This is a genomic window from Nonomuraea monospora, assembly GCF_039531895.1.
Lineage (GTDB): Bacteria > Actinomycetota > Actinomycetes > Streptosporangiales > Streptosporangiaceae > Nonomuraea > Nonomuraea monospora.
The window spans coordinates 90,545-112,747 of sequence record NZ_BAAAQX010000022.1 but is presented as its reverse complement, the minus strand read 5'-3'; the positions used below and the strand labels follow the sequence as shown (position 1 = coordinate 112,747).

Here is a 22,203-nt window from a genome sequence, read left to right as displayed (position 1 = left end):
TCAGGGTGTCGGGCCGCCGTACCAGGCGACGCGGAGGTCCGCGGCCTGCCCGCCGACCTCGATCCGCGCCTCCTGCCCGTCACGCAGGTCCAGGTAGCCGGCGCTGAACGTGACGCCGGGGGACGGCGACAGGACGCGGGCCAGGTAGGTGTAGCCGCGCGAGACCAGGGTGACCGCGCGGTCGCCGTACCTGGCCTCGATCCGCCCCTCGCCGAGCGGCAGGTCCTTCAGCGGCGCGAAGAACAGCCGGTTGGGCTCGACGCCCTCGCCCGACACCCAGGCGAACCGGTCGGGCCCCGGCCGGTAGGCGGCGGCGGGGGCCGACCAGACCGGCCGGGAGGAGCCGGGCGGCGCGACGACGGCGACACGCTCGTCGAGCACACTCTCCCCGGCGAACGTGGCCACCTCGACCCGCAGCTCCAGAGCCGCCTCGGCGCGCCCGCTGTTGGTGACCCACAGCGTGAGGTCGCCGTCGTCCTCCCGGACGAAGCTCGCCAGCACGGGCCGGTAGGCGCGCTGCGCGAAGTAGAAGCCCGCCTTGGGCACCAGGTCATGGTCCACCACCGACCACGACAGGCCCGGCCACGGATCGTTGAACTGCCAGATCAAGGCGCCCGAGCAGACCGGCTGGCGCCGCCGGTAGTGCTCGATGCCGAACTTCAGCCCCTCGGCCTGGCAGGCCATCGAGAAGTCGACGTACTGCTCCAGGCCGGCGGGCAGGCCCGTCTCCACCGACATGAGGTCGTCGCCCTTGTTCCTGGGCACGTCCTTGTTGCGGTGCCTGAACTGGGGGCTGTGCAGTTCCAGGGATCCGGGCGGCGTCCAGCGGCGCAGGGTGTCCAGCGCGGGCGCGGCGTGCAGGCCGAACTCGCTGATGAACCGCCCCTTGTCGTGGCGGTAGCGCGAGAAGTGCACGGCCTCGCCGCGTGAGGCGAACGCGGCAGGGCCGCCCGCGCCGACGTCCACGCCGTGCCACACCTCCCAGGCGTGCCGGTCGCCGTCCATGACGCCGTTCATGCGCTTGAGCTCGGAGTAGGGGCTGCCAGGCCAGTACGGGATCTCCGGGCTGAGCCGGGACACCGCCGACGGCAGGAGGTCGTGGAAGAACGCCCAGCCCCAGTTGCCCGGCTCGAAGCCCCGGTGGATCAGCCCGTGCATGGCGTGCACCTCGTTGTTGCCCGCCCACAGGGCCATGCAGGGGTGGTTGCGCAGCCGTTTGACCTGGTACTCCGCCTCCTGGGCGACCTCGGCGCGCAGCGTGGGGTCGTCGCTGGGGTAGTCGACGCAGGCGAACATGAAGTCCTGCCAGACGAGGACGCCCAGCTCGTCGCAGGCCTGGTAGAAGGCGTCCTGCTCGTACGTGCCGCCGCCCCAGATCCGCAGCATGGTCATGTTGCCGCGCCGGGCCGTCTCGACCAGCGCGCGGACCGTCTCCGGGGTGACCGAGCCGGTCAGCATGCTGGCGGGCACCCAGTTGGCGCCCCTGGCGAACGTCGGGACGCCGTTGACGACGAAGCGGAACAGGCGTCCGCCCTCCTCGTCCGGCGAGCGGTCCAGCGTGACGGTCCGCAGCCCGATCCGGTCACGGACCCGGTCGAGCACCTGGCCGTCGGGGGTGGTCAGCTCGATCGACACCTCGTACAGCGGCTGCTCGCCCAGGTCGTGCGGCCACCAGAGCCGGGCGTCGGCCACGGTGACGCTGGTGGTGCCGGTGAAGGTGCGGCCGTCGGGCGCGGTCAGCGTGACGACCGGCGTCAGGGGGCCGTCGTGGGCGAAGGCGTCCACCTCGACGTCCACCGCCACCCGCGCCGTCCCGTCCTGGACGGAGGTGACGCGCAGGTGGTGCGCCGACACGACGGCGCCGCGCTCGCGGCGCAGCTCGGCCGGTCGGGTCAGGCCGACGGACGGCAGCCGGGGGCCGAAGTCCCAGCCCCAGGAGAACGTGGCCTTGCGGCGCAGGGTGAGGGCGAGGTTCGCGGACATCACCCCCGGCGGCTCCTCCCCTTCCGGCACGTCGCCGGGGGCGTGCGCGCCGAGGATGGCCTTCATGCGGGCGACCGTGTCGGTGATGTCGGGCGGCGCCGTCAGCCCGGCCAGCGGCGGCGTGAACCGGATCCGCAGCTCGTTGCGCGCCCTGACCAGCGAGGTCACGTCGAAGACGGCCGGCCTGAACTGCGACTCGTGCGAGCCGATGAGCTCGCCGTTCAGCCAGAACGAGGCGACGGTGTCCACGCCGGGGAAGATCAGGCGCAGCCGCTCGCCGGGCGCGAGGTCGTCGGGGCCGTCGAACGCGGTGCGGTACCACCAGGTCTCCTCCTCCACCCAGCGGGCCGCGTGCTCGTTGTCGCCGTAGTAGGGGTGGCCGAGCAGGCCGGCGGCGATCAGGCTCTCGTGGACGCCGCCGGGGACCTTCGCGGGATGCCAGCCTCCCGCCTCGTCGTGGGTGAGCTCGAAGCGGTCGAGGAACATCGCACTCCTTCGGTCGGCTGACGTCACTGTAGACGCGAAAACCCAGTGACGCTAGGTTTTCGCGGGTGGGCGTTCCGGTGGGTGCGATACGTTCTGACCATGAGCGGCGCGACGCGGCGGGGGCCGTACTCGAAGGGCATCGCGCGTCGCGCGGAGATCCTCCGCGCCGCGCTGGACGCCTACCAGACCTCAGGACGGCAGGGGCCCGCGCTGAAGTCCATCGCCGCGTCCGTGGGGCTCACCGAGGCAGGGGTGCTGCACTACTTCGGCAGCAAGGACGAGCTGCTCGTGGCGATACTCGAGGCCCGCGACCGCGAGCACGCCGGCTCCTACGACCTCGGCACCATGGACGGCATCTGGGCGCTGCTCGCCGACACCACCCGCACCCCTGGGCTGGTCAAGCTGTTCGTCGACATGACCGCCGCCTCCGCCGACCCCGGGCATCCGGCGCACGCCTTCTTCCAGCGGCGCACCCGCCACATCGCCGGGCTGCTCGAACGGCACCTCGGGCCTGGGCGGGAATGGCAGGCCAGGGTGTTGCTCGCGGCGGCGGAGGGGCTGCAGATCCAGTGGCTGCGCGACCCGTCCACCGACATCGTCGCCGACCTCAAGCGTCTGCAGGCCGCCCTCCTCTAGGAACCCTCGCATCCGCGCGGCCGGACGCCCCGACGCGTCAGCCGCGGGACTCCAGGTGTTGCTGGATGGCGGCCATGACGGCCTGCGGCGTCGCGGCGCGGCTGAAGGTGGCGACGACGACCTGGTCGTCGTCCTGGGGCTGTTCGAGATGGCGGAAGGTGGCGATGACGTACCCGAGCGCGTGGTCGAGCGGCCCGCTCGGGTCGTACGTGCCGCCGGAGCGCAGCCACCCTCGCAGCACCTGGTTGTGCGCGGCCACCACCGAGGCCGCCATGAGCTCGGCGCGCAGCCCGGCGTCGGGCGAGTCGCCCAGCCAGGCGCCGACGAACTCGCGGAACAGCCGCTGGTAGCGGGCGACGCTGGCGATCTCGCGGTCGCGCAGGGCGGGCACCTGGCGGACGAGCCGGTAGCGGCGGAGCGAGACCTCGGCGTCGTCCACGTAGTGGGCGAGCACGATGCGCACGGCGTCGGTGATGGCGACGATCGCGGTGCCCGCCGTGGAGGCGCGCAGCCGGGCGTCGATCCGGTCGAGCAGCGCGTCGTGGTCGGGGAAGATCGCGTCTTCCTTGGAGCGGTGGTAGCGGAAGAACGTGCTGCGGCTCACGCCCGCGCGCGCCGCGATGTCGTCGACGGTGGTCGCGTCGTAGCCCTTCTCGTCGAACAGCGCCACGGCGGCCTCGGCGAGGCGGTGTTTGATCGGAGGTTTCGGCACAGGGGTCATTCTCCCGGGAAACAGGGGTGTTCAACACTTGCGGAACTGAGTACCGTACTTATGAAACTCAGTCTTGCGGATGGTGGTGGATGGCAGCGCAGGGGACCGCGGGCAGTCTCGCCCGCCTGAAGGAGCGGCTGGACGAGGCGGTGCACGTCGCCGAGGCGCGCGCGGCGGCCAAGCAGCACGCCAAGGGCAGGCTGACCGCCAGGGAGCGGATCGAGCGGCTGCTGGACGACGGCTCGTTCGTCGAGCTGGACGCCCTCGCCAAGGGGTCGCTCGGCCACGGCGACGGCGTGGTGACCGGCTACGGCACGGTGGACGGCCGCCAGGTGTGCGTGTTCTCGCAGGACTTCACGGTGGCCGGCGGCTCGCTGGGCGAGGTGTACGGGCAGAAGATCTGCAAGGTCATGGACCTGGCGATGCGCAACGGCTGCCCGATCATCGGCATCAACGAGGGGGCCGGGGCGCGCATCCAGGAGGGGGTGGTCTCGCTCGGCCTGTACGGGGAGATCTTCCGCCGCAACATCCGCGCGTCCGGGGTGATCCCGCAGATCTCGCTCATCATGGGCGCGTGCGCGGGCGGCCACGTCTACTCGCCGGCGCTCACCGACTTCACGATCATGGTGGACGAGACGTCGCACATGTTCGTCACAGGCCCGGACGTCATCAAGACCGTCACCGGCGAGGACGTGTCCTTCGAGGACCTGGGCGGCGGCCGGGTGCACAACAGCCGCAGCGGCGTCGCCCACTACCTGGCCTCCGACGAGGACGACGCCCTCGGCTACGCGCGGGCGCTGCTGTCGTACCTGCCGGACAACAACCTCGACGAGCCGCCGCACCCGCACGTCGAAGCGGACCTGTCAGACGACCCGGCCCTGGACACGCTCGTCCCCGACTCGCCGAACCAGCCCTACGACATGCACGAGGTCATCGCCGCGCTGCTGGACGACGGCGAGTTCCTGGAGGTGCAGGAGCTGTTCGCGCCCAACATCGTGATCGGCTTCGGCCGGATCGAGGGCCGCCCGGTCGGCGTCGTCGCCAACCAGCCGATGCGGCTGGCGGGCACGCTCGACATCGACGCCTCCGAGAAGGCCGCCCGGTTCGTCCGCACCTGCGATGCCTTCAGCGTCCCGGTGCTGACGCTCGTGGACGTGCCCGGCTTCCTCCCCGGCACCGGCCAGGAGTGGAACGGCATCATCCGGCGCGGCGCCAAACTCCTGTACGCCTACGGCGAGGCCACCGTGCCGCTGGTCACCGTGATCACCCGGAAGGCGTACGGGGGCGCGTACGACGTGATGGGCTCCAAGCACCTCGGGGCGGACGTCAACCTGGCGTGGGCCACCGCGCAGATCGCGGTCATGGGCGCGCAGGGCGCGGTCAACGTCCTGCACCGCAAGCGCCTGGCCGCCGCCGAGGACCCCGAGGCGCTGCGCGCCGAGCTGATCGCCGAGTACGAGGACACCCTGGCCACGCCCTACCTGGCGGCCGAGCGCGGCTACGTGGACAAGGTGATCCGGCCGGGCGAGACCCGCCGCGAGGTCACCCGCGCGCTGCGGCTGCTGCGCGGCAAGCGCGATGCCCTGCCGCCCAAGAAGCACGGGAACATCCCGCTATGAAGATCGTCAAGGGCTCGCCGACGCCTGAGGAACTGGCCGCCCTCGTCGTCGTGCTACAGGCCGCACCCCAAGCACCCGTACCCGTGACGCGCCGCCGCCGCCACCCGCTGCGGCGCCCCCTCACGCCCGGCCCCGGCCGCTGGCGGGAGCCGAACTTCGGAGGACAGTTGTGAGCCTGCGCAAGGTGCTCATCGCCAATCGCGGCGAGATCGCCGTCCGCGTCATCCGGGCCTGCCGGGACGCCGGCCTCGGCAGCGTGGCCGTCTACACCGAGCCCGACCGCGACGCGCTGCACGTCAGGATGGCCGACGAGGCGTACACGCTCGACGGGGAGACGTACCTGTCGATCGAGAAGATCGTCGAGGTGGCGGCGCGGTCCGGCGCAGACTCCGTGCACCCCGGCTACGGCTTCCTGGCCGAGAACGCCGCCTTCGCCCAGGTCGTCCTCGACGCGGGGCTGACCTGGATCGGGCCGCCGCCGTCCGCGATCACCGCGCTCGGCGACAAGGTGCGGGCCAGGCACATCGCGCAGAAGGTCGGCGCGCCCCTGGTCGCCGGTACGCCAGATCCCGTGGCGGGCGTCGGCGAGGTGGTGGCCTTCGCCGAGGAGCACGGGCTGCCGATCGCGATCAAGGCGGCGTTCGGCGGCGGCGGGCGCGGGCTCAAGGTCGCCCGCACGCTGGAGGAGATCCCCGACCTGTACGACAGCGCTGTCCGCGAGGCGGTGGCGTCGTTCGGCCGGGGCGAGTGCTTCGTCGAGCGGTACCTGGACCGGCCGCGCCACGTCGAGACCCAGTGCCTGGCGGACGCCCACGGCGGCGTCGTGGTCGTGTCCACCCGCGACTGCTCGCTCCAGCGTCGCCACCAGAAGCTGGTGGAGGAGGCCCCGGCGCCGTTCCTGACGGCTGAGCAGGAGGCGTTGCTGCGCGAGTCGTCCAAGGCGATCCTGCGCGAGGCCGGTTACGTCGGCGCGGGCACCTGCGAGTTCCTCGTCGGGCAGGACGGCACCGTCTCGTTCCTGGAGGTCAACACGCGCTTGCAGGTCGAGCACCCGGTCACCGAGGAGGTCACCGGCATCGACCTGGTCCGCGAGATGTTCCGCATCGCCGGCGGCGAACCGCTCGGCTACGACGACCCGGCGCCGCGCGGCCACTCCATCGAGTTCCGCATCAACGCCGAGGACCCGGGCCGCGGCTTCCTGCCCGCCCCAGGAACGATCACCCGCTGGCGGGCCCCCTCCGGCCCCGGCGTCCGCCTGGACAGCGGGTACGAGCAGGGCGAGACCGTGCCCGGCTGCTACGACTCCCTGATCGCCAAGCTGATCGTCACCGGCGCCACCCGCGAGCAGGCCTTGCAGCGCGCCCGCCGGGCCCTGGCCGAGTTCGAGATCGACGGCATGCCCACCGCGCTGCCCTTCCACCGGAAGGTCGTCACCGACCCGGCCTTCGTCGACTTCGCCGTGCACACCCGATGGATCGAGACCGAGTTCGCCAACGACCTCACCCCGTACGCCGGGCCGGCCGTCGCGGGCGGTGAGGCGGGCGAGCTTGAGCGCATCACGGTCGAGGTCGGGGGCAAGCGCCTGGAGGTCGTCCTGCCCGCGGGGCTCGCCGGACGCGCCGCCCCCAAGCCCGCGGCTCGCTCCGCCCCTCGGCGCGGCCGGAGCGCGGCGGCCCCGGCGGCGGGTGGCGATGCCCTGGTGAGCCCCATGCAGGGGACGATCGTCAAGGTCGTGGTCGCCGACGGCGACACCGTCGGGGCGGGGGACACGGTCGTCGTCCTGGAGGCCATGAAGATGGAGCAGCCCCTCACCGCCCACAAGGCCGGGACGGTGGTCGGGCTGTCGGCGGTGGCCGGCGCGACCGTCACGGCCGGGGCGGTGCTCTGCGAGATCAAGGACGAGCCGTGACGGGGCGGGAGCTGGCGAACGGCGGCTCGCCGGCCGTCTTCCAGCCCGGCACGCCTGCGACGGCACGCGCCCGCCTGCGTCGTTACGGCGATCAGGAGTAGAGGTCGGCGACGGCGCCCAGCACGCTGTCGCGGGCGTCGTCGGCGCTGGTGACGCCGATGAGGACGTTGGCGGCCAGCCCTTCGGCCAGGGCCACCAGCGCCACGGCCGCCCGTTGCGCGTCCAGGTCGCCGGAGACGTGACCGGCCCGCTGGCCGACGCGGAGGAGGTCGCCCAGCTGGCCGTGCAGGTCGGCGTAAAGGGTGCGCAGCCGCGCCGCGATCGTCTCGTCGGCGAACGCGAAAGCGTGGAAGGACTGCCGGACCCGCAGGTGCGCCTCGGTCGTGGCGTCGTACGGGATCAGTTCGGTGAGCACCACCGTGAGCACCAGGCGCGGCTCGGCGGCGTCCAGGTCGCGGCCGGTCCGTTCCCTGACGCGGGCGCTGCTGAGGGCGTTGCCGCGCTCGAAGGCGGCCTCGATGAGCTGCCGTTTGGCGGGAAAGTAGTGCTGCACGCGGCCGGGTGAGATGCCCGCCCGCGCCGCCACCTCCGACAGGGACACGGCGGCCAGACCGCGCTCCGCGACGATGGCGAGCACCGCGTCGGCGATCTGGTTGCGGCGCTCCTCATGGTGAGCTCCCGGCCCGCGGGTACGTCGCTCGGCCATGTCACCACCTTCCCGATATGGCCGCATCGCTTTGACTGGCGAGTATATCCCGGCCGCCCATGGGGCGTGCCTTGACAAGTGATCGTCACGCCGTTTCTAATGGCCGCGTGCCGTGTGACGCAGGCCGGGAAGACGGCGGCGGGCGGGCGGCACCTGATGCCGGGAGATGATCGCCGTGGACTCACACGTCACAGGCCGCGCCTGATCTCAACGCGCCCGCGCGTCATTCATCCCGTTGTGACGGCCTCTGCGGCTGCCCTCGTTCCGCCCCAGCCCTCGCAGCCTGGGCGTTGACGCGCGCCACCCCCACGAACTTGCCATCGCGCCCCAGCGCGCGGTTCTCACGCATGCCATGAAAGGACTTCCCTGTTGCCGACCATCACCTACCTTCCCGCCTCCCCTGAGGAGCAGGACGCCGTCCGCGCACGGATGCGTCAGGTCTTCTCCGATCCGCCCGTCCTCGACGGCGACGCCGACCTGAACCCCGTGCTGCCGGACACGGGCGGCGTCCCCGGCACCTGGGTCACCGCCCGCGGCGCCGCCGTCGAGGCGGGCGTGACCGTCTACGTGCACGGCGGCGGCTTCTCCTTCAGCAACCCGCCGATGGAGCGCATCATGGCCCACCGCCTGTCCGAGGCCACCGGCCGCCCGGCGTTCACCGTGGACTACCGGCTCGCGCCCGCCCACCCCTACCCGGCGGCGGTCGAGGACGTGCTGGCCGTCCACCGCAGCCTGCTCGCCCAGGGGGTGCCCGCCGGGCGGATCCTGCTCGTCGGCGAGTCGGCCGGGGGGACGCTGATCCTCTCGGCGCTCCTGATGCTCGCCGAAGCCGGGGAGCCCATGCCGGGCGGAGCCGTCCCCGTCTCGCCGGTCACCGACCTGGCGCAGAAGCCGGGCGACGCGGCGGGTGGTGGGCGGGACTCGATCGACCCGTCCATGATGGGGGCGATCGCTGAGCAGTACCTCGCAGGGGCGCGCCCGGACCAGGCGCCCCAGTCGCCGATCTACGGTGATCCGCGCGGCCTGCCGCCGCTGCTGCTCGCGGTCGGCGGGGACGAGGTTCTGTTGCGGGACACGCGGCGCTTCGCCGACGCGGCCGCCGCCGCTGGGGTGCTGGTGGATCTGGACGTGTACGAAGGCATGCCGCACGCGTTCCACGCGGCTGTGCTGTTCGCCGGGGACGAGCGGACGCCGACGGCCCGTACCTTCCTGAGCCGGCTCACGGCCTGGACGGCACGCCTGCCCGAGCCCGCCGACCGCGTCTAGCAGCCAGCGAGCGGCTTGTCAGGAGGAGGTGGTGGCGGGGGAGGGGGTGCGGTGGCCGACGGTGACGTCGCGCATCGTCAGGAGGGCGGCGAGGGCGAGCAGCCCCGCCACCGTCCCCAGCCAGCCGATCGTCCCGCCCACCCCCGCCGCCGTGATCCGCGTCCCGCCGATCAGCGACTGCGCGCACGCCAGCCCGAACGTCCCCCCGAGCTGCTTGGTGAGCATCGACCCCGCCGTGGCCGTGCCCATGTCGGCGTGGGGGACGCTGTTCTGGGTGGCGATGGTCAGGCCGCCCATGGCGGGGCCGGTGCCGAGGCCGATGAGCAGCAGCCACGCCCCGGTCAGGGCGGGGGAGGTGTCCTGGCCGAGGGTGAAGAACGCCGCCGACCCGGCCGCCAGCAGCGCAGCGCCGGTGAGGAGGGCGGGTTTGGTGTGTCCGGAGCGGAGGATGAGGCCGGCCGTCGCCCGGTTGCCGACGACCATGCCCACCAGGAGCGGGAGCAGCAGGAGGCCGGAGACGGTGGCGGAGTGGCCGCGTACGTGCTGGAGGTAGAGCGGCAGGAAGACGCCCGCGGGCAGGGCGGCGAGCTGGAAGAAGAAGCCGCCCGTGAGCAGCGCCGCGTAGGTGCGGGTGCGCAGCAGGTGGGGCGGGAGCACCGGGGTGGCGGCGCGCCGCTCCACCGGGACGAGCGCCGCCAGCAGGGCCAGACCGGCCAGCAGCGTCGCCAGGACGAGCGGATCGTCCCAGGTCCGGCTGGTGTTGCCCTTGATGCTCAGGCCCGCCAGCACCAGCGACAGCCCGCCGGTGAGCAGGGCGATGCCCGCGGCGTCCAGCCTGCCCGCCGACACCCCCGGCAGCCTGCGGTCGGGCAGCAGCACCGCGACCGCGGCGGCGGCGACCGTCCCGATCGGCAGGTTGACCAGGAACGCCCAGCGCCAGCTCGCGTGATCCGTCAGCAGCCCGCCGACCAGCGGGCCGCCGATCATGCCGACGATCATCATCGCGGCCATCAGGGTCTGCATGCGGATCAGCCCGCCGGTGCGGCTGGGCGGATGCAGGTCGCGGACCAGCGCCATGCCCAGCGTGAGCAGCGCGCCCGCGCCCAGGCCCTGTAAGGCGCGGCCGGCGATCAGGAACGGCATCGAGGTGGCCAGGCCGCACGCCAGCGAACCCGCCAGGAAGATCGCCACCCCGGAGAGGAGGAGCCGGCGGCGGCCGTGGAGGTCGGAGAAGCGGCCGTAGATCGGGACGCTGATGGAGGAGGTGAGCAGGTACGCGGTGACCAGCCAGACATACCAGGCGCCGGAGCCGCCGACCTGCTCGACGATGCGCGGCAGGGCGGTGCCGACGACGGTGCCGTCCAGCATGCCGAGGAAGGCGCAGGCGAGCAGGGCGTAGGTGATGAGGTTGCGGCTGCGGGACGGGAGGTCGCCGTAGAGGTCCGGTGGCGTCATCCCTGTTCGCCCTCCTTGAGGAGTGCGCCGTTCAGGAAGAGGTCCACTAGTTCGGCCGAGGTGAGGGGGGAGGGGCCGCCCCGGCCCACCGCCATGGTCATGAACGCGAAGGCGTCGGCGAGGCGTTCCGGGGCGGCTCTGAGGCGGTCGTGCTCGGGCTCGAACAGGCCCATGAGCGCCTCGCGGGTGGCGGCCATCGAGGCCTCCCTGCCGGAGACCGGGATCCCCGGCGAACCGCCGCCGCCACGGGCCGCCGCACCCTGGGCGCGACCGTCGCCCGCGCCGGTCGGCCCCGCTGGTGTGCGGCTCCCGGCGGTGGAGCCCTCGGGTGTGCGCCTTTCGGCGGTGGAGCTCTCGGGCGGGCGACTTCCGGTGGTGGAGCCCTCGGGCGGGCCGCTCTCGCCTGTGGCGCGCTCCTCCTGGCCGGGCCGCGAGCCCGCGAAGAAGCCGGGCTCGCGGCGCAGCCCGCCGGAGGCGGCCAGGGCGCCGGCGACCGCGCCCATCCTGGCCAGGTAGCCGCGCAGCGCGTCGGCCGCCTCCTCCAGCCGCTCGGCCAGCGGCAGGTCCAGGGAGATCGCCGCCACGTGGGCGAGCGTGTCGTCGGGACGCGCCGCCTCGGCCATGCAGGCGGCCAGCAGCGTCTCCTTGTCGCCGAACGCGCGGAAGATCGTGCCTTCGCCGATGCCCGCCGCGCGGGCGATCTGGGCGGTGGTCACGGACGTGCCGTACTCGACCACCAGCGGGAGGGCGGCGCGCACGATCATCTCGCGGCGCTGCTCGGGGCTCATGGCCGGCGCGCGGCGCCGGTTCGTGGAGTTCGTCATGCCCGGTACGGTACGGAGTGAGTACTCACTCCGTCAAGGAATCGCGAGGAGGACGCTCAGCCGGTGAGGCGGAAGGTGGCGTCCGCCCGGTCGGTGGCCGTGCTGATCGGATCGATGCGCAGCAGGTAGCCGGAGTGGCGCAGGTACCGGTCAGGGAAGTTGTACGACCGGAACGACGACCAGCCCGAGTCGGCCAGCCCCGCGACCCGGTAGAAGGTGGCGTCCGCCCGGAAGGCGGCGGTGTTGTCATTGGTGTCCAGCCGGATCGCGTAGTTGCTGTGCCGCAGGTAGCGGCCGGGGTAGTTGACCGACTCGAACGACACCCCGGCGCTGTCGGCCAGTCCGGGCGCCATCCGCCAGAGCTGGTCCTGGTAGGGGTCGAAGGGGTAGGCGTCCAGACGGCCGACGAGGTCGGCGTGGCGCACGTACCGGTCGGGGAAGTTGGCGGACTTCAGCCGCGTCCAGGCGGGAGTCCCCCACCGGGAGATCAGGCCGCTGTACTCGGCGGCGCTGATGCCGGCGATGGAGCCGTGCTTGGCGTTCAGCGGCGGGGTGTAGGCGCGCTGGTCGAGCACCGTCCAGGAGTTGCCGCCGACGTTCGGGGACGACCAGGCGTAGTAGTCGTTGTTGACCGGGCTGAAGGAGTCGCCCCACAGCCACCAGCCGGTGCCGGCGTTGTTCTTGATCAGCAGCGGGGCTTCCATGGCGTTGCCCTGGCGCAGGCCGCTGGTGTAGGTGGTGTAGCTGTTGGCGGCGCCGGTGGAGGAGCGGGCCCCGTACAGCAGCCCGTTCGAGAGGTTCTTGTAGTACAGGTAGAACGTCGAGCCGTCCACCACGATGTCGCCGTCGAGCACGGGGAAGCCGGGGCTGAAGTAGACCTGGTTGCCGGTGACGGTGCGGAAGTCGGTCGTGTAGTTGACCATGAAGACGTCGGTGCCGTTGCTGGCCGAGTAGACGATGCCGTACTGGCCGCGGGAGGCGTCCCAGAAGGCGGTCGGCGCCCAGGTGTGGGTGTTGAGGGTGTGCATGCGGATGCGGCGGTAGCCAGTGAGACTCGTCAGGTCGGTGGAGTCCCAGACGTGCAGGTACTGGCTGTTCTGGCTGAAGTCGGTGCCGTTGAGGTCGGTGGCGAGGATGACGAACGTGCCGTCCTGCTTGCGCAGGATGAACGGGTCACGCAGGCCGAGCGTGCCGGCGGTGGGGGTGGCGACGGGGTTGTTCTGGTTGAGCGGGGTCCAGTTCAGCCCGTCCTGGCTGACCGCCAGGTGCAGGCCGTAGTTGGCGCCGTTCATGTTCGGGGACTCGGTGAAGTACGCGAACACGTAGGCGGTGTTGGCGGCGGCGGCCGGGGCGGCGTTGACCACGAGGGCCGCGCATAACGCGGCCAGGAGGGCGAGTGCTCTGCGGCGGAGATTCACGGCGGACTCCTTTGTTAGCGTTAACATCCGGCCAGGGGGAGGGCCGGTAACGACCGAGCACTTGGAGATGTGCACGAGTGTTAACGCGAACAGCGCGACCGTCAAGGGCGAGTCAGCGGGTCGACTCGCGGATCATGAGCTCGAACGGCGCCACGTACTGACCGGCCGGGCGCAGCGGCGCGTTGATCCGCTGCACCACCAGCTCGACCGCCTTCTCCGCCATCCACCGGTGATCCGGCGCGACGGACGACAGCGAGGGAACCAGGAACCGCGACTGCGGGACGTCGTCGAAGCCGATGAGCCGGACGTCCTGCGGCACCCGCAGGCCGCGGTCGGCCAGGCCGCGCAGCACCCCGGTGGCGACGGTGTCGGTCACCGCCACCAGCCCGTCCACCTCCACCCCCGAGTCCACCAGGCGGTACGCCGCGTCGCGGCCCGCCTCCATCGTCATGTCGTCCAGCGGCAGCAGCAGAGGCGGATCGGCGTCCAGGCCGCGCTCGGCCAGCGCGGCCAGGTAACCGTGATAGCGGCGGGTGATCACGTTCACCCCGTCGCGGGGCGCGCCCGAGACGATCCCGATCCGGCGGCACCCCTGGTCGGCCAGGTGCAGCGTCGCCGCCCTGACGCCCTCCTCGTTCGGCATGGCGACGTGGTCGAGACGGTCGCCGAAGTCCTGCTCGCCGAGCATCACGATGGGATGGCCCGCCTCGGTCAGCCGGTCGTCCAGCACGTCGAGAGCGACGGCGCTCATGATCAGGCCGTCGAACTGCAGGATGCGGGAATGCGCGAGCGCGTCGGCCTCGCCCGCCTCCACCGCGCCGGTCCGCTCCAGGGCGACGTGGTAGCCGCGGCTCATGGCCGCGTCGATGACGAGGGAGGCCAGATGGCTGAAGTACGGCAGGTCGATCTCGGGCACCGCCAGGCCGAGAACGCCCGTGCGTCCGGACTTCAGCGAGCGGGCGGAGAGGTTGACGCGGTAACCCGACTCCTGGATGGCCGCCAGCACCCGCCGGCGCACCTGGTCGCTGACGCCGTCACGGTTGTTGACGACGTTGGAGACGGTCATCTTCGACACACCGGCCAGCCGGGCAACGTCCTCCATGGTCACCATGCCGCGCCCCGCCGTTCGATGCCGATCTGACCTGGCCGTCGCCCGAGTTTAGCGCGCACCACACCCCGGCCCTGATCACCCGCCGGGCACACCGGGACGGCTCACACCTCATCCACCGCCGCCCTTCGGGCGAACCGTTCGTGACCTTCGAGCAACTCGATCCGGCGATGAGAGTGGAGCGTGCGCGAGATGAAGTCAAGAGCGCGGCTGCTTGCCTTGATGATGGTGGCCGTAGCCGCCCTGGGGGTCGCGACCGCACCCCCGTCCGCGACGGCCGCCGTCGCGCCCCTGGACCGCTCACCCGCCGCGGAACTGCGCTCCTTCGACGCGGTCACCACGGTGAAGGAGCGGAACCTGTGGAAGCACATGGCGTTGATCGGCAGCCAGTACGCCATCTTCAACGACCGCGGGCTCATCGAGGGCCCGGCGTCGATCAAGAAGAAGTGGCCGTTCCTGCCCAAACAGTTCACCCGCGACATCGACGCGGCGGCGATCGCGTTCAGCGGGCCCAAGTTCCGCTGGCGGCACACCTGGACGAAGGGCACCCAGGCGATCATCTTCGAGGACGGCGGCATCGTCAGCGGCCCCTTCAGGATCCCCATCCCGTACGACGGCCTGACCGACTTCAACTCCACGGACCCGAAGGCCGCCCCGATCCAGCACCTGGGAGTGCGGGGCGGATCGGCCACCGTGCTGTTCTCCAAGGCGTTCGAGGTGCCCACCCTGCCGTTCTACGGTGAGGCGCTGCTGCCCAAGCGGTTCCGCAGCGATCTCGACGACATCTCCCTGGAGATCGAGAAGAACGTGCCGAAGTTCAGCTACTACAAGGGCAACGAGCGGATCATCTTCGACGACCGCCGGGTCATCGAGCTGGTGAACCTCGACGTCAAGTGGCCGTTCCTGAACGCCTGGCGGACCGGCAAGTGATTCCGCCGCGCCTTGGACTGGCCACGTGGCGTCAGGCGGGTCGGGGGCGGACCCGGTCGTGGTTCTCGCGCAGGACCGTGAACCCCGCCGACCGGTAGAGCGCCACCGCCGCCTCGTTGCCGGCGGGCGTCAGGACGGCGACCGCGCTCGACCCCCGCTCGGCGAGGGCCGCGCACGCGCCCAGGACGGCGTCGCGCCCGTAGCCGTGCCCGCGATGGTCCGGGTGGGTGCCGACCGGTTCGAGCAGGCCGCACCGGCCCGCGCCCGCGAACCAGCCGGTCGCGGCGGCGGCGGGCTCTCCCGACGGGGTGCGGACGAGCGTCTCCACGGCCAGCCCGCCCGCCGGCGACTGCTTCATCGTGCGCCACCGCTCGACGGTGAAGGTGGATCCCGCGAAGGCGGACCGTTGCACCAGCACCCGGTCTGCGGCGTCGGCCTCGCCGACCGGCCGGGCGCGGCTCGGCGCCGGGCGCGGCGTCCACGACAGGACGACCCACGGCTCCTTCTCGTCGAGCTCCCACCCCGGTATGGGCAGGCCGTCGCACTGGTCGTTGCCCGGTTCGAGCAGCTCTTCCGCGTCGGCGGCGAGGGCGTCGAGGTCGGCGTGCGGGGCGGCGGTCACGCGTAGCACGGTGCCGTCGAGGAAGCCGACCGCCGCCGGGGCGGAGCCGTCCGTCCAGAGGAAGAAGGTCGCGTCGCCGAACCGGAGCTGCCAGCCCACGTCCCCGGGATGCAGGCCGCCGGACGGGGCGTCGGCGGGCGTCCACTCGCTCAGGGCGCGCAGCGCGGGGCCGGTCTCGGCAGGGGACAGGCGGTGCCGCGCGAGGGAGATCATGGACGGCAGGCTAACCAGCGCGCCCGCGCCGTCTCAAAGGGTTTTGCGGCAGGACAGGTTCGTGACGGCGCCGGAGCGGGAGGTGTCGTAGCCGCCCAGCGCGGCGATCCTGCGCCGCAGGGCGGGGGTGCGCAGTGCGGCGATGAGGTGGACGGCCGGGCCGAGCGCCTGCCCCGTCAGCCCGAGGTCGAAGTCCTCCCACGTCAGCGGTACGAACTCAAGGCCCAGGTCGGTGGCGGCCGAACGCACCCCGAGACCGGCGTCCACGGTGCCGGTGGCGACGGCCAGGGCCACTTCGAGATGTGAGCCCACCTGCGGCCCCCGCAGGCCGTCCGGGTCGAGGCCGGCGGACAGGAGCAGCCGGTCGAGGAGGATCCGGGTGCCGGTGCCTGGCCGCCGGACGGAGACGCGGCGGTCCGCGAGGTCGGCGACCTGGGTGATGCGGTGCGGGTTGCCGGGGGCGACGATCAGCCCCTGTTCGCGCCGCCAGAGGTGGACGAGGTGCGGTTCGAGGCCGCGCAGCATGCCGAGCGCGAAGGGCGCGTTGTAGACGCCGCTCTGGTGCAGCAGGTGGATGGCGGCTCCGTCGGCGTGACCCTGGCGTACCGCGCTGAGGCCCGCGACGCTGCCCTCGCGGGTGACGATCCGTAGCTTGCCGCCCAACGCGCCCGTGAGCAGGTCGAGGGCGGGGTCGTCGCTGCCTGCGAGGGTGAGGACCGCGTCCACGTGCAGGAAGCGGCGGGCGGCGAGCGCGGCATCGGGGGCGATGCGGGCGCGGCGGCGGTCGGCCAGCTCCAGCACGCCGGCGTCGGCGAGGGCGCGCTGGGCGCGGCTGACGGTGGAGGCGGTGGTGTGCCACTGCTGGGCGAGCTCGCGGATGCCGGGCAGTTCGTCGCCGGGGTGCAGGGTTCCGGCCGTCACCTGGTGCGCTAGGTCGGTGCAGATTTCCCGATATCGGGTCACGCTTGCGTAATTTACACTTGCACTGCTCTGCAGTAGCACAGATAGGGCCACGATGATACGTAACAGGCTCTTGGTCATTTGCGCGGCGGTATTAGTCGCCGGGTGCGGGACCACCCCCTCCGCCGGCGGGCAGGCACCGAGCCCCGCGGCGGACAAATCACTGATCCTGGCCACCACGACCAGCACTCAGGACAGCGGGCTGCTCGACGAGCTGCTGCCCGCCTTCACCCGCGACAGCGGCTGGCAGGTCAAGACCCTCGCCGTCGGCAGTGGCCAGGCCATCGAGCTGGGCCGGCGCGGCGAGGCGGACGTGCTCCTGGTGCACTCGCCCGCGGCGGAGGAGAAGTTCGTGGCCGAGGGGAGCGCCGGCTCCAGGCGGCTGGTCATGCACAACGACTTCGTGCTGCTCGGCCCGCCCGCCGACGCGGCGAAGACCCGGGGCACGAAGAGCGCGGAGGCGCTGAAGAAGATCGCGGACGCGCGGGCGGTGTTCGTCTCGCGCGGCGACGAGTCCGGGACGCACGCCAAGGAGAAGGACCTCTGGTCCAAGGCCGCGGTGACCCCCGGCGGCTCCTGGTACCAGTCCACCGGGCAGGGCATGGGCGAGACGCTGCGGGTCGCCAGTGAGAAAGCCGGTTACACCCTGTCGGACCGGGCCACCTACCTCACCCAGCGCGACACCCTGGAGCTGGAGGTGCTCAGCGAGGGCGACCCGAGCCTGCTGAACGTCTACCACGTCATCGAGATGACGAAGAAGGCCGGTGACCGCGTCCGGCCGGAAGGCGCGAAGGCGTTCGCCGACTGGATCGTCGCCGCGCCCGCCCAGCAGCTCATCGGCGCGTACGGGAAGGACGAGTTCGGCCAGGCCCTGTTCACCCCCGACGCGGGCGCGGACGAGGCGAAGCTGGGCCAGTGAGCGATGGACGTGCTGTTCGACGGGCTGGCGGAGGCGGTCGGGCTGCTCTGGTCAGGGGACGAGGAGAGCTGGTCGATCATCCTGCTGACCCTGCGGGTCTCGCTCACCGCCACAGCCATCGCCCTGCTCGTGGGCGTGCCGCTGGGCGCGGCCCTGGCACTCGTCCGCTTTCCCGGACGGCGGATCGCGCTGGCGGCGGCCAACACGGGGATGGGCATGCCGCCGGTGGTGATCGGGCTGTTCGTCACCGTGTTGCTGTGGCGCAGCGGGCCGCTGGGCGGGATGGAGCTGCTCTACACCCCCGCCGCGATGGTCATCGCGCAGGGCGCCATCGCCACGCCCATCGTGGTGGCGCTGGTCGCGGCGGCGGTGCAGCAGGTGGATCCGGACTTCCGGGTGCAGATGCAGGCACTGGGGGCGACCCCGGTCCGGGCGTTCGCGGCGTTGCTGGGGGAGGCCAGGCTGCCGTTGCTGGCGGCGGCGATGGCGGGGTTCGGGGCGGTGGTGAGTGAGGTCGGGGCCGCGCAGATGGTGGGGGGCAATCTGGCCGGGCAGACCCGGGTGCTGACCACCGCCGCCGTGCTGGCGACCAGCCGGGGGCAGTTCTCCCTGGCCATCGCGTTCGGGCTGGTGCTGCTGGTGATCGCGTTCGGGGTGAACCTGGCGCTGACGATGGCGCAGCAGCGACGGGCCGTGCCGCGATGAGCGACCCGGGCGCCGGGATCGGCTGCCGGGACCTGCGAGTCCATGCAGGCGGTCGGCCGGTCCGCGGCGGCGGTCGGTTCGGGCGGGGCGGCGGCGGTTGGTTCGCGCAGGGCGGTGATGGTCGGTTGGCGCAGGGCGGCGGCGGTCGGTTGGCGCAGGGCGGTGATGGCCGGTTCGCGCGGGGTGGCGGTGGCCGGGAGTTGGTCGGTGTGCCGGAGTTGCACGTCCCGGCGGGGCGCACGCTGGCCGTGCTCGGTCCGAACGGCGCGGGCAAGTCCACCCTGCTGCGCGCGCTCGGCCTGCTCAGCCAGCACCGGGTCAGCGGCCAGGTGCTGCTCGACGGCCGCCCGGCGACGCCGTCCCTGATGCGGGGCGCGCTGGCGGCGGTGCTGCAGCGGCCGATCCTGCGCCGCGGCACCGTGGAGGCGAACGTGATCAGCGGGCTGCGCTTCCGCGGCGTGAGCCGCCGCGAGGCGCGCGAGCGGGCGTGGCCGTGGATCGAGGCGCTCGGCCTCGCGCCGCTCGCGGGACGGGACGCGCGCGGCCTGTCCATCGGCGAGGCCCAGCGGGTCAGCATCACCCGCGCGCTCGCCGTCGCCCCCCGGGTGCTGCTGCTCGACGAGCCGTTCAGCGGGCTGGACAGCACCACCCGCGCCGACCTGCTCGCCGACCTGCGCGCCGCGCTGGCCGGGCAGCCCACCGCCACGATCCTGGTCACCCACGACCGGCAGGAGGCCCTCGCCCTGGCCGAGGACACCGCCCTGCTGATCGCCGGCCGGATCCGCCAGCACGGCCCGACCGCCGAGGTGCTGGACCAGCCGAGCGACGCCGACACGGCGCGGCTGCTCGGGTACACGAACCTGCTGCCGCCCGCCCTCACCGGTCAGTCGCACACGCTGGCGGCGCGGCCCGAGCACACGCGGCTGGTGCTCGGGCCGGCCGACGGCGCCGCCCCTGGTGAGGTGGTGGCCGCCGGGACGTTGCGGCGGACGGTCGCGCTCGGCGTCGCCACCCGCGTGGACGTGGACACCTGTTCAGGCCCGCTGACCTGCCTGCAGCCCGGGGACGTGCTCGCCGCCGACCTGCCGCCGCTCGGCAGCGACGTCCACGTCACGATCCGGCACGCACGGGCGTTGTGAAGGGGCGCTTACCCGAGGCGGGCGAGCTCCTCCTCGCTCAGCTCCAGCGAGGCCGCGGCGGCCGAGTCCACGATGCTCTCCGGCCGGCTGGACCCGGGGATCGGGATGACGACAGGGCTGCGCGCCAGCTCCCAGGCCAGGCACACCTGCTGCGGCGACACCCCGTGGGCGTCGGCGACCTCCACGAAGGCGGCGCGCAGCTCCCCGGTCCGCCCGATGCCCCCGAGCGGCGACCACGGCAGGAAGGCCAGCCCCAGCTCGGCGCACACGTCGATCTCCGGCTCGCTGGAGCGGAACCGCGGCGAGTACTCGTTCTGCACGCTCACCAGCCGCTCGCCCAGGATGCCGTGCGCGAGCCTGATCTGCTCAGGGTTGGCGTTGGAGATGCCCGCCGCCTGGATCTTGCCCGCGTCGTGCAGCTCCTTCAGCGCCCCGATCGTCTCCTCGTAGGGCACCTTCGGGTCGGGCCGGTGGTGCTGGTAGAGGCCGATGCTGTCCACGCCGAGCGCCTTGAGCGAGCGGTCGCAGGCCCGGTGCAGGTAGGCGGGGCTGCCGTCCACGTCCCAGCCGTCCGGCGTGCGGGTGTGCCCGCCCTTGGTCGCGACCAGCACCGCGCCGGTGTCGCCGCCCCACAGGGACAGGGCCCGGGCCACCAGGCGTTCGTTGTGGCCGACGTCCTCGTGGGACGGGGTGTAGGCGTCGGCCGTGTCGATCAAGGTGATGCCGGCGTCGAGGGCGGCGTGGATCGTCCGGATGGACTGCTCCTCGTCCGGCATGTGGCCGGCGACCGACATCGGCATGGCGCCGAGGCCGATGACGCCGACCTGCCGGTCGCCGATGGTGCGCGTCTTCATGGTGTTGTGCATGGGACCAGCCTGGTCCCTGGAGCGCACTCCAGGTCAACCGGGCATGCCGGTGCGCCTGGAATGCCATCCGGGTCAGCTCGGCGTGCCGGTGCGTCTGGAGTGCCATCCTGGTCAGCTCAGCGTGCCGGTGCGCTGGAGCGCTGTCCGGGTCAGCCAGGCGTGCCGGTGCGGCGGACGCCGACCGCGGCCAGGACGCCGCCGACGACGCAGAGCACGCCGGTGAGCAGGACCGCCGTGTGCACGCCGTTCATGAACGCCGCCCCGCTGCCCTCGGCCACGGCGGCGGCCACCTGCCCGGACATCCCGTCGGAGACGGGCGAGACGCCCATCGCGACCGCGTCCCTGGCGCCCGCCAGCCCCGCCGCGACCCCGGCGGGAACGCCTGCGCCGGTCAGCTCGCCGGTGAGCGTCGCGCCCACCCGGGCGCTGATCAGCGACACCAGCACGGACGTCCCCAGCGCCCCGCCGACCTGCAACGCCGTGGCCTGCAGCCCGCCGGCCACCCCGGCGTCCCTGGCGGGCGCGTTGCCCACGATCGCGTCGGAGGAGGCGGACATCACCATGCCGACGCCCAGCCCGAGCGCCAGGAACGGCGGCCACATGGCGGCGTAGGAGGAGTGCACGTCCCAGGTCAGCATCCAGAAGGAGGCGACGGCCTGCAGCGCCATGCCGATGGGCATGGACACGCGGGCGCCGAACCGTCCGGTGACCGCCGCGCCGAGCGGTGAGGCGACCACGGTGGCCAGGCTCAGCGGCAGCGTCCGCACGCCGGACTCGACGGGCGTGAAGCCGCGCACGTTCTGCAGGTACAGCATGAGGAAGAAGACCACGCCGAGCAGGACGAAGAAGTTGACCGCGGTGACGATCGCGCCGATGGTGAGCGCGGGGCTGCGGAAGAGCCGCATCGGCAGCAGCGGGTGGGCCAGGCGTGTCTCGTACCAGCCGAAGACCACCAGCACGAGAACGCCGGCGGCGAGCGCGCCGAGCGTGCCGCCGGACGTCCAGCCCCACGTCTCGCCCTTGACGACGCCGAAGACCAGCGCGATCAGGCCGATGCCGAGCAGCACGACGCCGGGCAGGTCGAAGCGGTGGTGACCGGTGGAGTTCCTGCTCTGCGGCAGGACGAGGGCGCTGAAGGCGAGGGCGGCCACGCCGATGGGCAGGTTGATGAGGAACACGGACTCCCAGGTGACGTGCTCGACGAGCAGCCCGCCGACGATCGGCCCGAGCGCGGTGGAGCAGGAGGCCACCATGGCCCACAGCCCGACCGCCATGCCGAACTTCCTGGGCGGGAAGACGGCGCGCAGCAGGCCGAGCGTGTTCGGGATGAGCAGGGCGGCGAAGACGCCCTGCGCGGCGCGGAAGGCGATGACGCCCTCGATGGAGCCGACGACGCCGATCGCGACCGACGCGGCGGTGAAGCCGAGCGTGCCGATCATGTAGTACGTGCGGCGGCCGAACCGGTCGCCGAGCTTGCCGCCGAGGATGAGCAGGGCGGCCATCGCGATCAGGTAGGAGTTGGTGACCCACTGGAGGTCGGCGGTGGAGGCGCCGAGATCGCGGCCGATCTCGGGGTTGGCGATGGCCACGACGGAGCCGTCGAGGTTGACCATGAACAGGCCGATGGCGACGGCGACGAGCGTCAGCCAGGGGTTGGAGCGCCTGCCCGGCGGGGCGTCCGCGGGCAGGGTGGAGACGTCCACGGTGGTGGAGGACATGCGGGTGCC

At 72.7% G+C, this 22,203-nt stretch carries 20 protein-coding genes; 9 read left to right on the top strand and 11 right to left on the bottom strand.

The window, feature by feature from the left end; genetic code table 11:
* Positions 1-2,469, bottom strand: coding sequence for a beta-mannosidase (locus ABD331_RS35635; protein WP_344484890.1), 2,469 nt, complete (start codon positions 2,467-2,469; stop codon positions 1-3).
* A 99-nt stretch (positions 2,470-2,568) separates the two neighbouring features.
* Between ABD331_RS35635 and ABD331_RS35630 the strand changes: the two genes are divergently transcribed.
* Entirely contained in the window at positions 2,569-3,105 is a 537-nt protein-coding gene (locus ABD331_RS35630; RefSeq protein WP_344484887.1) for a TetR/AcrR family transcriptional regulator, read from the top strand.
* Between the two features lie 37 nt (positions 3,106-3,142).
* Here the strand turns inward: ABD331_RS35630 and ABD331_RS35625 are convergent, their stop codons facing one another.
* A complete protein-coding gene (locus ABD331_RS35625) occupies positions 3,143-3,817 on the bottom strand; it encodes a TetR/AcrR family transcriptional regulator (RefSeq protein ID WP_425566116.1) in 675 nt (224 codons plus the stop codon).
* 89 nt (positions 3,818-3,906) lie between these two features.
* Between ABD331_RS35625 and ABD331_RS35620 the strand changes: the two genes are divergently transcribed.
* Genes ABD331_RS35620 through ABD331_RS35610 form a run of 3 tightly spaced genes read left to right on the top strand, consistent with a single transcriptional unit; the run spans position 3,907 to position 7,345 of the window.
* Positions 3,907-5,436, top strand: coding sequence for an acyl-CoA carboxylase subunit beta (locus tag ABD331_RS35620; RefSeq protein ID WP_344484881.1), 1,530 nt, complete (start codon positions 3,907-3,909; stop codon positions 5,434-5,436).
* Positions 5,433-5,609 (top strand): acyl-CoA carboxylase subunit epsilon, encoded by a 177-nt coding sequence (locus ABD331_RS35615; RefSeq protein WP_344484878.1) that lies wholly within the window; start codon positions 5,433-5,435, stop codon positions 5,607-5,609. Before ABD331_RS35620 ends, ABD331_RS35615 begins: the two co-directional genes overlap by 4 nt.
* 2 nt (positions 5,610-5,611) lie before the next feature.
* Entirely contained in the window at positions 5,612-7,345 is a 1,734-nt protein-coding gene (locus ABD331_RS35610) for an acetyl/propionyl/methylcrotonyl-CoA carboxylase subunit alpha (protein ID WP_344485153.1), read from the top strand.
* Positions 7,346-7,436: 91 nt separating this feature from the next.
* Here ABD331_RS35610 and ABD331_RS35605 read toward each other — a convergent pair whose 3' ends face one another.
* Positions 7,437-8,051: a TetR/AcrR family transcriptional regulator gene (locus tag ABD331_RS35605; RefSeq protein WP_344484875.1), complete on the bottom strand. Its 615-nt coding sequence runs from the start codon at positions 8,049-8,051 to the stop codon at positions 7,437-7,439.
* Between the two features lie 369 nt (positions 8,052-8,420).
* On the opposite strand from ABD331_RS35605, the gene ABD331_RS35600 reads away from it, so the two are divergent.
* Positions 8,421-9,317, top strand: coding sequence for an alpha/beta hydrolase (locus tag ABD331_RS35600; RefSeq protein WP_344484872.1), 897 nt, complete (start codon positions 8,421-8,423; stop codon positions 9,315-9,317).
* A gap of 18 nt (positions 9,318-9,335) precedes the next feature.
* Here ABD331_RS35600 and ABD331_RS35595 read toward each other — a convergent pair whose 3' ends face one another.
* The 4 genes from ABD331_RS35595 to ABD331_RS35580 form a co-directional block, all read right to left on the bottom strand.
* Complete coding sequence (locus tag ABD331_RS35595) at positions 9,336-10,772, bottom strand: MFS transporter (RefSeq protein ID WP_344484869.1); 1,437 nt, start codon at positions 10,770-10,772, stop codon at positions 9,336-9,338.
* Positions 10,769-11,596: a TetR/AcrR family transcriptional regulator gene (locus ABD331_RS35590; protein WP_344484866.1), complete on the bottom strand. Its 828-nt coding sequence runs from the start codon at positions 11,594-11,596 to the stop codon at positions 10,769-10,771. Before ABD331_RS35590 ends, ABD331_RS35595 begins: the two co-directional genes overlap by 4 nt.
* Positions 11,597-11,652: 56 nt before the next feature.
* Positions 11,653-13,014, bottom strand: coding sequence for a glycoside hydrolase family 43 protein (locus tag ABD331_RS35585; protein WP_344484863.1), 1,362 nt, complete (start codon positions 13,012-13,014; stop codon positions 11,653-11,655).
* 112 nt (positions 13,015-13,126) lie between these two features.
* Positions 13,127-14,116: a LacI family DNA-binding transcriptional regulator gene (locus ABD331_RS35580; protein WP_344484860.1), complete on the bottom strand. Its 990-nt coding sequence runs from the start codon at positions 14,114-14,116 to the stop codon at positions 13,127-13,129.
* Positions 14,117-14,314: 198 nt separating this feature from the next.
* Between ABD331_RS35580 and ABD331_RS35575 the strand changes: the two genes are divergently transcribed.
* Entirely contained in the window at positions 14,315-15,052 is a 738-nt protein-coding gene (locus ABD331_RS35575; protein WP_344484857.1) for a hypothetical protein, read from the top strand.
* Positions 15,053-15,083: 31 nt separating this feature from the next.
* Here the strand turns inward: ABD331_RS35575 and ABD331_RS35570 are convergent, their stop codons facing one another.
* Together ABD331_RS35570 and ABD331_RS35565 are read right to left on the bottom strand one after the other, a co-directional pair.
* Positions 15,084-15,887 carry a GNAT family N-acetyltransferase gene (locus ABD331_RS35570; RefSeq protein ID WP_344484855.1) on the bottom strand — a complete coding sequence of 268 codons (804 nt, stop codon included), beginning with the start codon at positions 15,885-15,887 and terminating at the stop codon, positions 15,084-15,086.
* A 33-nt stretch (positions 15,888-15,920) separates the two neighbouring features.
* Positions 15,921-16,850 (bottom strand): substrate-binding domain-containing protein, encoded by a 930-nt coding sequence (locus tag ABD331_RS35565; protein WP_344484852.1) that lies wholly within the window; start codon positions 16,848-16,850, stop codon positions 15,921-15,923.
* 70 nt (positions 16,851-16,920) lie between these two features.
* Here ABD331_RS35565 and ABD331_RS35560 point away from each other — a divergent pair, with 70 nt between their 5' ends.
* From ABD331_RS35560 to ABD331_RS35550, 3 genes are all read left to right on the top strand, one after another.
* Positions 16,921-17,766, top strand: coding sequence for an ABC transporter substrate-binding protein (locus tag ABD331_RS35560; protein ID WP_344484846.1), 846 nt, complete (start codon positions 16,921-16,923; stop codon positions 17,764-17,766).
* Positions 17,767-17,769: 3 nt separating this feature from the next.
* Entirely contained in the window at positions 17,770-18,471 is a 702-nt protein-coding gene (locus ABD331_RS35555) for an ABC transporter permease (RefSeq protein ID WP_344484844.1), read from the top strand.
* A 209-nt stretch (positions 18,472-18,680) separates the two neighbouring features.
* The gene (locus ABD331_RS35550; protein ID WP_344484841.1) at positions 18,681-19,610 is read left to right on the top strand and encodes an ABC transporter ATP-binding protein; all 930 of its coding nucleotides are present in this window, start codon (positions 18,681-18,683) and stop codon (positions 19,608-19,610) included.
* Between the two features lie 8 nt (positions 19,611-19,618).
* Here the strand turns inward: ABD331_RS35550 and ABD331_RS35545 are convergent, their stop codons facing one another.
* Both ABD331_RS35545 and ABD331_RS35540 read right to left on the bottom strand, forming a co-directional pair.
* On the bottom strand, positions 19,619-20,476 hold the full coding sequence (locus tag ABD331_RS35545) for an aldo/keto reductase (RefSeq protein ID WP_344484838.1): 858 nt from the start codon (positions 20,474-20,476) through the stop codon (positions 19,619-19,621).
* Between the two features lie 149 nt (positions 20,477-20,625).
* On the bottom strand, positions 20,626-22,194 hold the full coding sequence (locus tag ABD331_RS35540; protein WP_344484835.1) for a DHA2 family efflux MFS transporter permease subunit: 1,569 nt from the start codon (positions 22,192-22,194) through the stop codon (positions 20,626-20,628).
* Between the last annotated feature and the right edge of the window lie 9 nt (positions 22,195-22,203).

Bases quoted from the DNA above. Each gene is read 5' to 3' on its own strand.
- ABD331_RS35545 (WP_344484838.1), bottom strand. From the start codon at position 20,476: ATGCACAACACCATGAAGACGCGCACCATCGGCGACCGGCAGGTCGGC.
- ABD331_RS35540 (WP_344484835.1), bottom strand. From the start codon at position 22,194: ATGTCCTCCACCACCGTGGACGTCTCCACCCTGCCCGCGGACGCCCCG.
- ABD331_RS35590 (WP_344484866.1), bottom strand. From the start codon at position 11,596: ATGACGAACTCCACGAACCGGCGCCGCGCGCCGGCCATGAGCCCCGAG.
- ABD331_RS35605 (WP_344484875.1), bottom strand. From the start codon at position 8,051: ATGGCCGAGCGACGTACCCGCGGGCCGGGAGCTCACCATGAGGAGCGC.
- ABD331_RS35580 (WP_344484860.1), bottom strand. From the start codon at position 14,116: ATGGAGGACGTTGCCCGGCTGGCCGGTGTGTCGAAGATGACCGTCTCC.
- ABD331_RS35615 (WP_344484878.1), top strand. From the start codon at position 5,433: ATGAAGATCGTCAAGGGCTCGCCGACGCCTGAGGAACTGGCCGCCCTC.
- ABD331_RS35555 (WP_344484844.1), top strand. From the start codon at position 17,770: ATGGACGTGCTGTTCGACGGGCTGGCGGAGGCGGTCGGGCTGCTCTGG.
- ABD331_RS35595 (WP_344484869.1), bottom strand. From the start codon at position 10,772: ATGACGCCACCGGACCTCTACGGCGACCTCCCGTCCCGCAGCCGCAAC.
- ABD331_RS35620 (WP_344484881.1), top strand. From the start codon at position 3,907: ATGGCAGCGCAGGGGACCGCGGGCAGTCTCGCCCGCCTGAAGGAGCGG.
- ABD331_RS35630 (WP_344484887.1), top strand. From the start codon at position 2,569: ATGAGCGGCGCGACGCGGCGGGGGCCGTACTCGAAGGGCATCGCGCGT.
- ABD331_RS35635 (WP_344484890.1), bottom strand. From the start codon at position 2,469: ATGTTCCTCGACCGCTTCGAGCTCACCCACGACGAGGCGGGAGGCTGG.
- ABD331_RS35570 (WP_344484855.1), bottom strand. From the start codon at position 15,887: ATGATCTCCCTCGCGCGGCACCGCCTGTCCCCTGCCGAGACCGGCCCC.
- ABD331_RS35575 (WP_344484857.1), top strand. From the start codon at position 14,315: ATGAAGTCAAGAGCGCGGCTGCTTGCCTTGATGATGGTGGCCGTAGCC.